The organism is Nocardioides sp. Z13_37, from assembly GCF_058355585.1.
Genome location: NZ_JBZGDV010000005.1, coordinates 20,595 through 33,473 on the forward strand (window position 1 = coordinate 20,595; position 12,879 = coordinate 33,473).

11 protein-coding genes are annotated in these 12,879 nt (G+C 74.4%); 1 reads left to right on the top strand and 10 read right to left on the bottom strand.

What is annotated here, in order from left to right:
- Positions 1–89: 89 nt before the first annotated feature.
- Positions 90–1,196 carry a sugar ABC transporter substrate-binding protein gene (locus tag AC4H2S_RS12965; protein ID WP_491497401.1) on the bottom strand — a complete coding sequence of 369 codons (1,107 nt, stop codon included), beginning with the start codon at positions 1,194–1,196 and terminating at the stop codon, positions 90–92.
- A gap of 202 nt (positions 1,197–1,398) precedes the next feature.
- Between AC4H2S_RS12965 and aceB the strand changes: the two genes are divergently transcribed.
- On the top strand, positions 1,399–2,979 hold the full coding sequence (gene aceB, locus AC4H2S_RS12970; RefSeq protein WP_491497402.1) for a malate synthase A: 1,581 nt from the start codon (positions 1,399–1,401) through the stop codon (positions 2,977–2,979).
- On the opposite strand, the gene AC4H2S_RS12975 is transcribed toward aceB, so the two are convergent.
- The 9 genes from AC4H2S_RS12975 to pucL form a co-directional block, all read right to left on the bottom strand.
- On the bottom strand, positions 2,936–4,330 hold the full coding sequence (locus AC4H2S_RS12975; protein ID WP_491497403.1) for a guanine deaminase: 1,395 nt from the start codon (positions 4,328–4,330) through the stop codon (positions 2,936–2,938). The two genes, aceB and AC4H2S_RS12975, sit on opposite strands and share 44 nt — an antisense overlap.
- Entirely contained in the window at positions 4,327–5,157 is an 831-nt protein-coding gene (gene xdhC / locus AC4H2S_RS12980; protein WP_491497404.1) for a xanthine dehydrogenase accessory protein XdhC, read from the bottom strand. The genes AC4H2S_RS12975 and xdhC overlap by 4 nt, the downstream gene beginning before the upstream one ends.
- A gap of 1 nt (position 5,158) precedes the next feature.
- On the bottom strand, positions 5,159–7,534 hold the full coding sequence (xdhB, locus tag AC4H2S_RS12985; RefSeq protein ID WP_491497405.1) for a xanthine dehydrogenase molybdopterin binding subunit: 2,376 nt from the start codon (positions 7,532–7,534) through the stop codon (positions 5,159–5,161).
- Entirely contained in the window at positions 7,531–8,916 is a 1,386-nt protein-coding gene (locus AC4H2S_RS12990; protein ID WP_491497406.1) for a xanthine dehydrogenase small subunit, read from the bottom strand. Before AC4H2S_RS12990 ends, xdhB begins: the two co-directional genes overlap by 4 nt.
- Before the next feature lie 113 nt (positions 8,917–9,029).
- Positions 9,030–9,869 carry a bifunctional allantoicase/(S)-ureidoglycine aminohydrolase gene (locus AC4H2S_RS12995; protein ID WP_491497407.1) on the bottom strand — a complete coding sequence of 280 codons (840 nt, stop codon included), beginning with the start codon at positions 9,867–9,869 and terminating at the stop codon, positions 9,030–9,032.
- A complete protein-coding gene (allB, locus tag AC4H2S_RS13000) occupies positions 9,866–11,200 on the bottom strand; it encodes an allantoinase AllB (protein WP_491497408.1) in 1,335 nt (444 codons plus the stop codon). Before allB ends, AC4H2S_RS12995 begins: the two co-directional genes overlap by 4 nt.
- Entirely contained in the window at positions 11,190–11,510 is a 321-nt protein-coding gene (gene uraH, locus AC4H2S_RS13005; RefSeq protein WP_491497409.1) for a hydroxyisourate hydrolase, read from the bottom strand. Before uraH ends, allB begins: the two co-directional genes overlap by 11 nt.
- Positions 11,510–12,016, bottom strand: a complete 507-nt coding sequence (uraD, locus tag AC4H2S_RS13010) for a 2-oxo-4-hydroxy-4-carboxy-5-ureidoimidazoline decarboxylase (RefSeq protein WP_491497410.1) — start codon at positions 12,014–12,016, stop codon at positions 11,510–11,512. The genes uraH and uraD overlap by 1 nt, the downstream gene beginning before the upstream one ends.
- Entirely contained in the window at positions 12,016–12,870 is an 855-nt protein-coding gene (gene pucL, locus AC4H2S_RS13015) for a factor-independent urate hydroxylase (RefSeq protein ID WP_491497411.1), read from the bottom strand. The genes uraD and pucL overlap by 1 nt, the downstream gene beginning before the upstream one ends.
- Between the last annotated feature and the right edge of the window lie 9 nt (positions 12,871–12,879).

A 12,879-nucleotide genomic window follows, 5' to 3' on the forward strand; every position in this document is an offset into this window, starting at 1 on the left:
CTACTCCGATCGGGACGAGGTTTGTTGTTTGCGGGGACGCAACGGTGCCCGAGCCGGGTGCGGCTCGGACACCGTTGGCGTCGGACGGGTCAGGAGATGCCGGCCTCGGCGCACAGGTCGGCGAACTTGCCCGTGCAGATGTCCTCGGCCTTCTGGCCGCCGTCCTCGATCACGTCGGTGATGTTGTCCTTGGTGATGGCCTGCGGCTCGAGCAGGATCGAGGGGACCTCGCTGTCGTCGGAGGAGTCCACCGTGGTGCCCGTGGTGTCGGCCTCCTCGCCGTTGGCGAGCGCGATGGCGACGTCGGCGAGCGCCTGCGCCTCCTGCGTGGCGGACTTGTAGACCGTCATGCACTGCGTGCCGGCGAGGATGTTCTGCAGGCCCTCGACCGTGGCGTCCTGACCGGTCACCGGCACCTTGCCGGCCTGGCCGTTGCCCTCGAGGATGCTGATCGCGGCGCCGCCGAGCCCGTCGTTGGCCGCGAGCACGCCGTCGACCTTGCCGTCCGCAGCGGTGTAGAGCTGCTGGAAGATCGTGGCGGCCTCCTCGTTGTCCCACTCCGGGACCGCCTGCTCGCCGACGACCGTGTAGCTGTCCATCTCGTCCAGCACGCTGTGCGCGCCCTCGGCGAAGAGGGTGGCGTTGTTGTCGGTGGGCGAGCCGTTGAGGTAGACGATGTTGGCCTTCTTGTCACCGAGGCAGTCCGCGAGGCCCTGGCCCTGCAGCTCGCCGACGACGGTGTTGTCGAAGGACACGTAGTACTCCGCCGAGCCGCCGAGCGTGAGGCGGTCGTAGTCGATGGTGGCGACACCCTGGGACTTGGCCTTCTCCTGGATGGCTGCCCCGGACTCGGAGTCGAGGTTGACGATCGCGAGGACCGTCACGCCGTTGCCGATCATGGTGTCGGCGATCTGGGTCATCCGCTCGGCGTCGTTCTCGGCGTTCTGGATGTCGTAGTCGACGCCGGCCTCCTCGAAGGCGGCCTCGAGGGCGGGACGGTCCGCGCTCTCCCACCGCACCGAGGACTCGGTGTCGGGAAGGATCACGCCGACCTTGCCGGTCGCCTCGGTGCTGCTCTCGCTGCTGCTGTCGTCGCTGCTGTCGTTGCCCGAGCTGCTGTCCTCGCTGCCGCAGGCGGTCAGCGCCATGGCGGCGCCGAGCAGGGGAACGAGGACCAGACTGTGCTTTCGCTTCACACGAACCGCCTCCTAGCGATCTCGCACGTCGACCCGCCGGAGCGCCGGACGTCCATGCATATGTTGTTCCACGCAACATATGGAGTGACGGAGGTCACGTCCAGACGGCTGGGGCCGCTGTTGCCCGTTCGTTACCAAACCCGGCAGGACGAGCGCCCGCCGGACCGGACCACCCGGCCTCGCCGACGGCTAGCGTGGCGCCATGACCGGCCTGGACGTGTCCGCCCCACCCGTGCCGAGGTCCGAGGAGGTCCTCACGCCCGAGGCGCTGGACTTCGTGGCCGGCCTCGACGCCCGCTTCCACGAGCGCCGCGACGAGCTGCTCGCCGCGCGCCGCACCCGCCGCGCGGAAGTCGCCCGCACCGGCCGCCTCGACTTCCTCCCCGAGACCGCCGAGGTGCGCAGCTCGGACTGGCGGGTCGCCCCGGTGCCCGACGACCTGCGCGACCGCCGCGTGGAGATCACCGGTCCCACCGACCCCAAGATGGCGATCAACGCCCTCAACTCCGGCGCCCGGGTGTGGCTGGCCGACCTCGAGGACGCCAACACCCCCCACTGGCGCAACGTCGTCGGCGGCCAGCTGACCCTGCGCGACGCCGTCCGCGGGCGGCTGTCGTACACGTCGCCGGAGGGCCGGCAGTACGCCGTCGCCGACCCCGCGAGCGCGCCGGTGGCCCTCCCCCGCCCGCGTGGGTGGCACTTCGATGAGGCCCACCTCACCGCCGACGGCCGCCCGGTCGTCGCGGCGCTGGTCGACTTCGGCCTGCACTTCTTCCACAACGCCCGGGAGCTGCTCGCGGCAGGGAGCGGTCCCTACTACTACCTGCCCAAGCTGGAGTCCCACCTCGAGGCCCGGCTGTGGAACGACGTCTTCACCCACGCCCAGGCCGAGCTCGGGGTGCCGCACGGCTCCGTCCGCGCGACCGTCCTCATCGAGACCATCCCGGCGGCGTTCGAGATGGACGAGATCCTCCACGAGCTGCGCGACCACGCCGCCGGGCTCAACGCGGGCCGCTGGGACTACCTGTTCAGCATCATCAAGTACTTCCGCGACGCAGGCCCCGCCTTCACCCTGCCCGACCGCAACGCGGTGACCATGGCGGCGCCGATGATGACCGCCTACAGCGACCTGCTGGTGCGCACCTGCCACCGCCGCGGCGCCTTCGCCATCGGCGGGATGGCGGCGTTCATCCCGAGCCGCCGCGACCCCGAGGTCAACGCGCGCGCCTTCGCCAAGGTGCGCGAGGACAAGACCCGCGAGGCGCGGGCCGGCTTTGACGGGTCGTGGGTGGCGCACCCCGACCTGGTGCCGGTGTGCGCTGAGGTCTTCGACGGGGTCCTCGACGGGCGTGACAACCAGCTCGACGTGCTCCGCGACGACGTCTCGGTGCGGCCGGCCGACCTCCTCGCGGTGGCCGCGACGCCCGGCGAGCGCACCGAGGCGGGCCTGCGCGGCAATGTGCGGGTCGGCATGCAGTACCTCCACGCCTGGCTCTCCGGCAACGGCGCCGCCGGCATCGACCACCTCATGGAGGACGCGGCCACGGCCGAGATCTCGCGCTCGCAGGTGTGGCAGTGGGTCCACAACGACGCCACCCTCGACTCCGGCGAGACGATCACCCGCGAGCTCGTCGAGCGACTGGTCGCCGAGGAGTTCGACGCCCTCGGCGGTGCGGTCGACGACGACGCCCGCCGGCTGTTCGTCGACTGCGCGCTCGGGGACGACTTTCCCGACTTCCTCACCCTGCAGGCGTACGACGTGCTGCTGGCGCGGGGCGGCTGACCGGCCGCACGAACCCGCCGCTGGCGACCTGGTCGCCGCCCACCCACACGTCGGCGACGTCGGCGTCGTGGGCCAGCGCGAAGATCTTGCCGAGGGCCTCCTCCGGCGACCCGGCGTGGCGCAGCCCGATGTCGAGCGCGGTGCCGACCCGCGGCCGCAGGCAGATCGCGTCGAACTGCTTGCCGGGGCTGAGGTCGCCGGTGACGTCGCCGAGCCCGAGCGCGGCGGCGCCCGCCGCGGTGCTCAGGTGCAGCAGGTGCCCGGCGGCGAGCTGCAGCCCGTCGGCGCCGAGGAGGTGCTGCAGGAAGTAGGCCTGCAGGCCCTCCTTGAAGATCGAGAAGCCGGTGCCCGCGCCGACGTCGCTGCCGAGGGCGACGCGCACCCCCGCCGCGACGTGGCGCCGCAGGGAGAACATCCCTGAGCCCAGGGCCGAGTTGCTCGTCGGGCAGTAGGCGACCGCCGTGCGCCGGGCCGCCAGGACGGCGAGCTCGGCGTCGGTGGGGTGCACGTCGTGCGCGAGCACGGCCGGCCCGCCCAGCAGCCCGTGGTGGTCGTAGGTGTCGACGTAGTTGGCGCGGTGCGGGAACTGGGCGGCCACGGTGGCGATCTCGGCGTTGTTCTCGTTGACGTGGGAGGTGAAGAACGCCCCGTCGACGGCGGCGAGCACGTCGGCGCACGCCGCCAGGATCGCGTCGGAGGCGGACAGCGCGAACCGGGGCGTGACGGCGTAGCGCAGCCGGCCCCGCCCGTGCCAGTCCGCCGCCAGCCGGACGGCGTCGTCGCGGGCGCGCTCGGGCGTGGTGAGGAGCGGCTCGGGCAGGATCCGGTCGCTGACCACCAGCCCGCTCGTCACCCGCAGCCCGAACCGCTCGGCCTCCGCGAACATGGCGTCCACCGCGGGGGCGAAGTGCGAGCCGAACACCAGCGACGTCGTCGTCCCGGCGGCGATCAGCCCGGCGACCAGCTCCTGGGCGACGGTGGCGGCGTAGGTCGTCGAGGCGAGGCGCACCTCCTCCGGCAGGGCGCAGCGCTCGAGCCACTCCAGCAGCGGCATGCCGAGGGCACCGATCACCCGCACCTGGGGGAAGTGGACGTGCGTGTCGACGAGGCCGGGCAGCAGGATCCCGGCCCGCAGGTCGATCACCGGCGCGCCCGGGCGGGTCGCGGCGACCTCGGCGAAGGGACCGCGGTCGACGATGACCCCCTCGCCCGAGACGGCGAGGCCGAGGTCGTCGTCATAGCGGAACGCGGGCCCGGCCGCGGCGAACGGGTCGTCGGGGGCGTCGAAGGCGCGGGCGCGGTAGACGACCTCGGCGGCCGTCGGGCCGGCGGCCGGCGGGCCGGGGCTCACGCGCGGGCCCGGGCGCGGTCGGCGGCGAGGAGGTCGAGCAGCTCCGCGGCGACCGAGACGGCGATGGCGGCGGGCGCCTTGGACACCGCTGCCGGGGACACCGCTGCCGGCCGGCCGATCGGACAGCGGATGCGCGCCAGGGCCGCCTCGTCGTGCCCCTCCCGCGCGAGGGCCGTGCGGAAGCGGGACCACTTGGCGGCCGAGCCGATCAGCCCGATCGAGCCGAGGTGGGTGCACCGCAGGGCCTCGTCGCAGAGCGCGAAGTCCTCGGCGTGGTCGTGGGTCATCACCAGCACGTGGGTGCCGGCCGGGAGCGTGCCGAGCACCAGCTCGGGGACGGGCGCGTGGTGCACCCGCACCCGCGCCTCGCCGTCGCCCGGCAGCGCCAGGCGCTCCTCGGCCAGCTGGGCGGCGCGCGAGTCGACGAGGTGGAGGTCGAGGTCGTGGGCCGCCAGGACGCGGGCGAGCTGGAGGCCGACGTGACCGACGCCGACGACCGCCACCGACCCCACCACCGGCAGCGGCTCGAGCAGCAGGGTGACCTCGCCGCCGCAGCACTGGCGTCCGTGGTCGGTGCGTGCCTTGTCGGTGAGGCCCAGGACGAGCTGCTCGGGCTCCGCGGCGCCCTCGGCCAGCATCGCCCGCGCCCGCGCCAGCGCCGTCTCCTCGAGGTTGCCGCCACCGACGCTGCCCCACGCGCCGTCGGCGGACACCACCATCTTGGCGCCCGGGTCGCGGGGCGCGTGGCCGCGCACGCCGGCGACCGTCACGAGCACGCCGGCCCGTCGCTCGTCGCGGAGGCGTCCGACCGCTGCCAGCCAGTGCACGTCACGCCTCCCCGGCCGCGTGGGCGGCCTGCTCGGAGCGGGGGTGCAGGGGCGGCGCCTCCGGGTCGGGCCGGTCGGGCACGACGCCGGGCAGGCCCTCGGCGACGTGGCCGGGGGCCGCGGCCCGGGCACGCTCCGCGGCCCAGAACACCGCCTCGGGCGTGGCCGGCGAGGCGAGCTCGACGCTCGTGCCCTCCGGGCCGAACGCGGCGGCGGCCGCGCGCAGCGCCTCGCGCACCGCGAAGGCCAGCATCACCGGCGGCTCGCCGACCGCCTTGGAGCCGTAGACCGCTCCCGTCTCGGCGGCGTGCTCGAGGAGCGCGACGTGGAGCTCGTCGGGCAGCTCGCCGAGGCTCGGCAGCTTGTAGGTGCTGGCCGACTGCGTGGTCAGCCGGCCGCGGGCCGGTCCGTGCGACTCGTCCCAGCGCAGGTCCTCCAGGGTCAGCCAGCCCACTCCCTGCGCGAAGCCGCCCTCCACCTGGCCGAGGTCGACGAGCGGGGACAGGCTGTCGCCGACGTCGTGCACGATGTCGACGCGTCGGGTGCGGTGGGCGCCGGTGAAGCCGTCGACCTCGACCTCTGCGGCCGCGACGCCGTAGGCGAAGTACTTGAACGGGTGGCCCTGCATCAGCGTGGAGTCCCAGTGGATGCCCTCGGTGCGGTAGAAGCCGGCGGCCCAGAGCTGCACCCGGCTGAAGTAGGCCTCACGCACGACCTCCTCCCAGGGCAGGCCGCGGCCCGCGTCGACCTCGCGCAGGCGGGCCAGGATCTGCTCGCACGCGTCCTTCACCGCGCCGCCGTTGAGGTCGGTGCTCGAGCTCGCCGCGGTCGCGGACGTGTTGGGCACCTTGTCGGTGCGGGTGGGCGCGACCCGCACCCGGTCGAGGGGCACGCCGAGGGCGGTGGCCGCGACCTGCAGCATCTTGGTGTGCAGGCCCTGGCCCATCTCGGTGCCGCCGTGGTTGATCAGCACCGACCCGTCCTTGTAGACGTGCACCAGCGCCCCCGCCTGGTTGAAGGCGGTGAAGTTGAAGGAGATGCCGAACTTGACCGGCGTGATCGCCAGCCCGCGCTTGCGGTGCGGGTGGGCGGCGTTGAAGGCCGCGACCTCCGCGCGCCGGCGTACGACGTCGCCGGAGGCGATCACCTGGTCCCAGGCGGCGGCGAGCCGCTCGGGGTGGCGCACCGGCTGGCCGTAGGGGGTGGCCTGGCCCTCGACGTAGAGGTTGCGGCGGCGCAGCTCGGCGGGGTCGATCCCGAGCAGGGGCGCGCAGCGGCCGAGGATGTCCTCGATCACCAGCATCCCCTGGGGCCCGCCGAAGCCGCGGAAGGCGGTCTGGGAGGTCTTGTGAGTGCGGGCCACCCGGCCGAAGAGGCGCACGTCGGGGATCCAGTAGGCGTTGTCGACGTGGCACAGCGCGCGGGCCAGCACGGGCTCGCTGAGGTCGAGGCTCCAGCCGCCGTCGGAGGTCAGCGTCGCCTCCAGCGCGGCGAGCCGGCCGTCGGCGTCGAAGCCGACGCGCCACTGGGCGTGGAAGCCGTGCCGCTTGCCGGTCATCGTCATGTCGTGGGTGCGGCTTAGCCGCAGGCGCACCGGCCGTCCGGTGAGGACAGCCCCGAGCGCCGCGACCGCGGCGAAGCCGTGCGGCTGCATCTCCTTGCCGCCGAATCCGCCGCCCATCCGCAGGCACTGGACGGTGACGTGGTGGCTGTCGAGGCCCAGCACGTGGGCCACGATCTCCTGCGTCTCGCTCGGGTGCTGGGTGCTGCTCTGCACGAACACCTGCCCGCCCTCGTCGACGAGTGCGAGCGAGGCGTGGGTCTCAAGGTAGAAGTGCTCCTGGCCGCTCATCTCGCTCACGCCGCTGAAGACGTGGGCGGCCCCCGCGAGACCCTGCTCGACGTCGCCGCGCGCGACGACCGGCTGGCCGCCCTGGAAGCTCCCGGCCTCGATCGCCTCGGTGAGCGCCACGATCGCGGGGAGCGGCTCGTAGTCGACCTCCACGGCGGCCGCGCCGAGGCGGGCGGCCTCGATCGTCTCCCCCAGCACCCAGCAGACCGCGTGCCCGACGAACATCGCGATCTCGGGGAACAGCGGCTCGTCGTGCTTGACGCCGGCGTCGTTGGTGCCGGGCACGTCGGCGGCGGTCAGCACCCGCACCACGCCCGCCACCTCCAGCGCCGGCGCGGGGTCGAGCCGGACGACCCGGGCGTGCGGGTGCGGCGAGCAGACCGGGTGGGCGTGCAGCACGTGGGGCGTGCGGTGCACCAGGTCGTCGGTGTAGAGGGCGTGGCCGGTGACGTGCAGGGCGGCGCTCTCGTGGGGCAGCGACAGCCCGACGACCGCGTCGTCGGGGCGCCGGGACAGCTCGCTCATCGCTCCGCCCACCCATCCGCCCACCAGGCTCGCAGCGCGTTGCCCAGCATCGCCGCGCGGTAGGCGGCACTCGCGCGCTGGTCGTCGATGGGCGTGCCCTCCCCGGCCAGCACGACGGCCGCGGCCTCGACGGTCTCCGCCGACCACGGCCTGCCCTCCAGGGCGGCCTCGGTCGCGCGCGCCCGCAGCGGGGTGGCGGCCACCCCGCCGAGGCCGATGCGGGCCCGCACGACGGCGCCGTCGACGACCTCGAGCGCGGCGGCGACCGCCACGCTGGAGATGTCGTCGACGCGGCGCTTGGCGACCTTGCGGAAGGTGGCGTGCGGCGCGAGCGGCGTCGGCACGCGTACGCACCGGATCAGCTCGCCGGGCCGCAGGACGGTCTCGCGGTAGCCGGGAAAGAACTCCGCCAGCGCGACCTCTCGCTCGCCGTCGACGGACGCGAGCACGAGGGTCGCGTCGAGCGCGAGGAGGGCGGGGGCGAGGTCGCCGATCGGCGACGCGGTCGCGAGGTTGCCGCCGATGGTGGCGCCGTTGCGGATGAGCGGCGAGGCGAACTGCGGCCAGAGCTCGGCGAGCAGCGGGACGGTGTCGCCGAGCGCGGCCGCGACCTCGCTCAGGGTCAGTGCGGCGCCGATCTCGACCGGGCCGTCGGTGGCGATCCCGCGCAGCTCGGGCAGCCGGTCGATCGCGATGAGGTGGGCGGCCCGGCGGCCGCGCAGGTTGGCCTCCACCCCCCAGTCGGTGGACCCGGCGACGACGATCGCGTCGGGGTGCTCGGCCAGCAGCGCGAGCGCGTCGGCGAGGTCGGCGGGACGGGCGAACCCGTCGACGCGGGTCGGCACCGGGTCGGGCGCGGGGGCGGCCTGCCGCTGCGCGAGAGGGTCGCCCGGCTCGGGGCTGCCGAGAGCGAGGGCGGCGTCGCGGATCGGCCGGTAGCCGGTGCAGCGGCACAGGTTGCCGGCGATGGCGTGCAGGTCGAACCCGCCGGTGCCCTCCTCGCGGTCGGGGCGGTAGTACTCAGCGGCCATCGAGCAGGCGAACCCGGGGGTGCAGTAGCCGCACTGCGAGCCGCCGCGCACCGCCAGCTCGGACTGGACGGGGTGCAGGTCGTCGGGCCGGCCGAGGCCCTCGGCGGTGAGCACCTCCTGGCCGTCGAGCGCGAGCGCGGGGACCAGACAGGCGTTGACCGGCGTCCACCGGCTGCGCGGCCCGTCGGGCCTGGCGACCAGGACGGCGCAGGCACCGCACTCGCCCTCGGCGCAGCCCTCCTTCGCGCCGGTCAGCCCGCAGCCGCGCAGGAAGTCGAGCGCGTTGGTGTGGGTGGGCGTGCCGGCGAGCGGGCGCGGGCGCCCGTTGACGGTGATGTGCGGCTCAGGCACGTTCCTCCCCGTGGTGCTGCGTGGCGCGGTGCGGTCGCATGGTTCGGGAGTCACGGGCCGCCGGTTGTCCATGCCGAACGACGACCTGCCGCCGCCATGCTACGTGACCCGGGTCACATCGCGGGAGAGGACGGGCGCAGCCGCGGGTGCCGGTTGACGTCCTTGTAGAGCAGGTAGCGGAACCGTCCCGGGCCGCCGGCGTAGCAGGCCTGCGGGCAGAACGCGCGCAGCCACATGAAGTCGCCCTCCTGCACCTCGACCCAGTCCTGGTTGAGCAGGTAGACCGCCTTGCCCTCGAGGACGTAGAGGCCGTGCTCCATCACGTGCGTCTCCGGGAACGGGATCGCACCGCCCGGCTCGAAGCCGACGATGTTGACGTGCATGTCGTGGCGCACGTCGAGGGGGTCGACGAAGCGCTGGGTGCCCCACGCGCCGTCGGTGTCGGGCATCGGCTCGGCGGCCACGTCGTCCTCGTGGACGACGAACGCCTCGGGCACCTCGACGCCGTCGACGCGCTCGTAGGCCTTGCGGATCCAGTGGAAGGTCGCGGCCGCCCTGCCGTCGTTGCGCAGCGTCCAGCGGGCACCGGGAGGCACGAAGGCGTAGCTGCCGGCGACCAGCGGGTGGCTCGCGCTGTCGATCGTCAGCAGCGCCTCGCCACCCACGACGAAGAGCACCGACTCGGCGTCGGAGTCGTCGTCGGGGCGCTCGGTGCCCCCGCCCGGCGCCACCTCCACGACGTACCACGAGAAGGTCTCGGCGAAGCCGGACAGCGGCCGGGCCAGCACCCACAGCCGGGTGTCGTCCCAGTGGGGCAGCCGGCTGGTGACGATGTCGCTCATCGTGCCGCGCGGCAGCACGGCGTAGGCCTCGGTGAAGACCGCCCGGCCCGACTGCCCGGTGGTCAGCTCGGCCTGCCCCGGCAGCCCGCCCCTCGGCACCCAGTAGGTCATGCCCGCTCCCCTCTCCTCAGCAGTCGTCCGCGCGACGGGGCGGCCGGGTCGACCGGTCGCCCGCGCAGCCAGGTCGCCCGCACCGTGCCGGTGAGCGTACGCCCGGCGTAGGGCGTGACCGGGTTCTTGTGGTGCAGCGCCGCCGGGTCGACGACCCACGTCTCGTCGGGCGCGAAGACGCACAGGTCGGCGTCGGCTCCCACCGCGATCTCGCCCTTGCCGGCGAGCCCGACCCGGCGGGCGGGAGCGGTGGACATCCAGCCCACCACGTCGGCGAGGGGGACGCGCCGCTCCCGGGCGCCGGTCCACACGACCGGCAGGCCGAGCTGGAGCGAGGCGATCCCGCCCCAGGCAGCCGCGAAGTCGCCGGTGTCGCGGACCTTGAGGTCGGCGGTGCACGGCGAGTGGTCGGTGACGACGAGGTCGATGTCGCCGTCGACCAGCGCCCGCCAGAGGGCGTCGCGGTTGACCGCGCCCCGGATCGGCGGGCAGCACTTGAGCTCGGTGGCGCCGTCGTCGACCGCGGCGGCGTCGAAGTGCAGGTAGTGGGGACACGTCTCCACCGACACGTCGACGCAGGCGGCCCGCGCCGCCCGCAGGCCCGGCACGGCGCCCGAGGCGCTGAGGTGCACGACGTGCGCCCGGGCGCCGGTGCGGCGGGCGGTCTCGACGACGAGCGCGACCGCGCGCTCCTCGGCCGCGTCGGGCCGGCTGTCGAGGAAGCCGCGGTAGGCGGTGCCGTGCGCGCACTCGGCCACCTCGTCGGCGTCCTCGGCGTGCACCACGAGCAGCGAGCCGAGGCGCGCGGTCTCGCCCATCGCCGCCGCGAGCTCGGCCGGCGAGAGGTGGCCGAACTCCTCGACCCCCGAGTCGAGCAGGAAGCACTTGAAGCCGAACACGCCGGCCTCGTGCATCGCGGCCAGGTCGGCGAGGTTGCCGGGCACGGCACCGCCCCAGAAGCCGACGTCCACCCACGTCTGCCCGGCCGCGACCGCGCGCTTGGCCTCCAGGGCTGCGAGCGTCGTGGTCGGCGGGATGCTGTTGAGCGGCATGTCGACGATCGTGGTGACTCCCCCGGCCGCCGCCGCGCGGGTGGCGCTGGCGAAGCCCTCCCAGTCGGTGCGGCCGGGCTCGTTGACGTGGACGTGGGTGTCCACCAAGCCGGGCAGCAGCACCTCGTCGTCGGCCAGCACGACCTCGGTGGCGCCCGCGGCGTCGGCGTCGCGGGCACCGACGTCGACGACGACGCCGTCGCGGACGCGTACGGAGACCGACCGCTCGCTGCCCCCGACGACCGCGCGGCCGGCGCGGACCAGCAGCTCAGCTGCCACGGTAGGTGGAGTAGCCGTAGGGGTTGAGCAGGAGCGGGACGTGGTAGTGCTCGTCGGCGCCGACGGCGAAGGTCACCACGACCTCGGGGTAGAACGCCTCGACGCCCGCCGCGGCGAACCAGGCGCCGGTGTCGAAGCGGATCCGGGCCTCGCCCGTGGGCAGGTCGCTGGCGAGGTCGCCGACACGTCCGTCGCCGTCGGTCACCGCCGAGGCGAGGACCGCGCCGTCGGCCGCCTCCAGCGTGACGCGGACGCCCGCGGCCGGGCGGCCCGCGGAGGTGTCGAGGACGTGGGTGCTCAGTGACGCCATCAGGCCACCGTCCTCGCCAGCTGCTCGCGCAGCCGCAGCACCGCGATCTGGGTGAGCTGGTCGACGGTCGCGGCCCGCTCGAGCTCCTCGCTGTTGTCGAGGCGCCGGCGCAGGTGCTCGAGGATCTCCGGGCCGCTGCGGCCCGCCGCGCGCACGATGAAGACCCGGCCGAAGCGCTCCTCGTAGGCGCGGTTGCCCTCCTCCAGGCGGCGGGCGAGGTCGGCGTCGTCGCGGTCGACGCCGGACTGCTCGCGGGTGGAGTGGGCCGCGTCGTGCCGGACGGCGTCGGCGCGCTCGCCGATCCGGGGGTGCCGGGCCAGCGCGGCGTCGAGGTCGGCGTCGTCGATGGTGGCCGACGCGGCGAGCATCGCCGCCTCCACCTCGCCGAGGTCGGCGTAGGGCCGCCCGGCCAGCACGCGGTCGGCCCAGCGCGGGGCGTCGAGGCAGGTGAGCAGCACCGCGCGGGCGTCCCCCTGCGGCGCGGCGTTGAAGGCGTCGAGGTCCATCACGCCCCCTCCCGCACGACGGTGGCCTCGATGAGCCCGTAGGGGCGGTCGGCCGCGTGGAAGACCTCGCCGGGGTTGTCCAACCCGAAGGGCTCGAGGTCGACGAGGACGTGGTGCTTGTTGGGGGCCGCGAACGAGATCGCGGCGATCTCCTCGTGCGCCTCGAGCACCGCGCGCCCCATGGCGTAGAGGGTCTCCTGCAGCGCGCGGCTGTAGGTCGTCGCGAAGGTCGACAGCAGCAGGGCACGCACCGCGTCGTAGGTCGCGTTCCAGTCGACCTGCGCGCCGTCGCGGTGGCGCCACCCGGCACGCAGGGCCGTGGCGAGGATGCGGTCGTCGGCGTCCGGCAGCGTCGTGTAGTCGTCGCGGAGGAAGCCCTTGAACTCCGAGCCGGTCGACTTGAGCACCACCAGGTCCTCCAGCCCGGACGTCACCGTGGTGCCGGGCGACGAGAGCTCGGCCACGACGGTGCGCACCTCGCCGCCGCGCCGCACGAACGCGTGGTCGTGGCCGTGGCCGTCGACGGGGATCCGGTCCCAGGCGTGCTCCTCGACCCGCACGACCGCGCCCTCGGCGGCCGGGGTGGCCTCGAGCAGCCGGGCGCCGAGCGCGATCGCGTAGTCCTCGGGCGAGGACACGCCGTGACGCTTGGCGAGGGCGAACGCGGTGTTCTTCTGCGTGTCGGTCGGCAGCACCTGCGACTGGTCGCCGTCGGTGTGCGCGGCCGCGAAGTCGCCGTGCAGCGACGTCGACACGGTGAGGTCGCGGATCTCGTGGCGCGCGGTGTCGCGCACGATCCGCACCACGCGCGACTCGGCCTTGCCGTAGCGGTTCGGTCCCAGCACGATTCCCATTCCTGCTCC